This is a genomic window from Motilimonas sp. E26, assembly GCF_021278025.1.
Taxonomy (GTDB): Bacteria; Pseudomonadota; Gammaproteobacteria; order Enterobacterales; family CBDFNC01; genus Motilimonas.
On sequence record NZ_JAIBHJ010000076.1, the window covers coordinates 1 to 1,091 of the forward strand.

General features: G+C 48.9%; 1 protein-coding gene. It reads left to right on the forward strand.

Going from position 1 to position 1,091, the window contains the following annotated elements:
* The coding region (locus tag K1M91_RS21185; RefSeq protein WP_232804246.1) for an amino acid adenylation domain-containing protein at positions 1-1,091 on the forward strand (1,091 nt) is incomplete at both ends.

A 1,091-nucleotide genomic window follows, 5' to 3' on the forward strand; every position in this document is an offset into this window, starting at 1 on the left:
ACAGTGGCAGGGCATGTAGCGTCAGACTTGGCGTATGTGATTTACACCTCGGGCTCTACGGGGCAGCCTAAGGGGGTTGAAGCACCGCATATTAGTGTGGTTAACAGGTTAGCTTGGCTGGAAGCGGAAAAGCCGATTACCAGTGATGATGTGTTGTGCCAAAAGACGGCCATGGGATTTGTAGATCATGTTGCCGAGGTTTTCCAAGCTTTGAATTATGGCACACCGTTGGTCGTTGTAAGTAAAGACACGCTATTGTCAATGGCGAGTTTAGGTGAGCTTATTGAGCAATACCAAGTAACGCGTCTTACCTTAGTGCCTTCAATGCTGTCTTTATTATTAGAGACAGGGACATTGAATCAAATGACGAGCTTAAAGCTTTTGATATCGAGCGGTGAAGTACTGACAACAGAGCTTGCGAACAAGGCAATGGAGGCTCTACCAAAAGTAAGACTATTGAACCTGTATGGTTCAAGTGAAGTAGGTGCAGATGTAACAGGGCATTGGCTGGAAGGCGTACAAGCTGGAGAGAGAGTGTTGATTGGCCGTCCATTAAGCAATACCTGTTTATATGTATTGGGCCAAGCTGGTGAATTAGTTGCTCCAGGAATGGTGGGGGAGCTGTATGTAGGTGGAAGGGGGCTTGCGAGAGGGTATCTTGGTCGTCCCGAACTAACGTCATTGCAATTTATTACGACCCATCCAACCATAACCGAGCGGGTTTATCGTACAGGAGACTTAGTGCGCTGGGTTGGTGATGGTGAGCTTGAGTATGTGGGCCGTAAAGACCATCAAGTGAAAGTGCGCGGTATAAGGATAGAGCTTAGTGAAGTAGAAATAGCACTGCAGAGTTTACCGAGTGTATCGGCGGCGGCGGTGACGGTACACAAGAGCCCGGCAGGCGAGGAGGGTTTGGTTGGTTACTGGGTAAATGCTGAGCCGGGTAATGCAGTGGATATTAAAGGAGCCTTGCTACATTTACTTCCTGATTTCATGGTGCCGAGTGTGCTTATGGAGCTGGAGAGTATGCCGTTGACGGCTACAGGTAAGGTAGACAGGAAAGGGCTGCCGACGCCGGATTATGAGGGTGG